This is a genomic window from Pseudoalteromonas sp. SR45-5, from assembly GCF_014163565.1.
GTDB classification, from domain to species: Bacteria; Pseudomonadota; Gammaproteobacteria; order Enterobacterales; family Alteromonadaceae; genus Pseudoalteromonas; species Pseudoalteromonas distincta.
Genome location: NZ_JACJDN010001029.1, coordinates 1 through 415, shown reverse-complemented (window position 1 = coordinate 415; position 415 = coordinate 1). Strand labels below are relative to the sequence as shown.

1 tRNA gene is annotated in these 415 nt (G+C 41.2%); it reads left to right on the top strand.

Annotated features, from left to right (window positions below):
• The first annotated feature begins 154 nt into the window (after positions 1-154).
• Positions 155-231: transfer RNA gene (locus tag H5072_RS20820), tRNA-Val, on the top strand.
• Positions 232-415 lie beyond the last annotated feature (184 nt).

The window sequence follows — 415 nt, the reverse complement described above, 5'->3', positions numbered from 1 at the left end:
AAGGTCAGTAGTTCGAATCCACTCAGTCGTACCAACATTTAAAAAAGTATAATTGAAGGAAAAAGCACTACCTACTCTTGATCACCCGGTCCAAAGGTCAGTAGTTCTAATCCACTCAGTCGTACCAACATTTAAGTAAAACCTCAAAAATTGTACGACTGTAGCTCAGTTGGTTAGAGCACTACCTTGACATGGTAGGGGTCGGTGGTTCGAATCCACTCAGTCGTACCAACGTTTAAAAAAGTATAATTGAAGGAAAAAGCACTACCTACTCTTGATCACCCGGTCCAAAGGTCAGTAGTTCGAATCCACTCAGTCGTACCAACATTTAAAAAAGTATAATTGAAGGAAAAAGCACTACCTACTCTTGATCACCCGGTCCAAAGGTCAGTAGTTCTAATCCACTCAGTCGTAC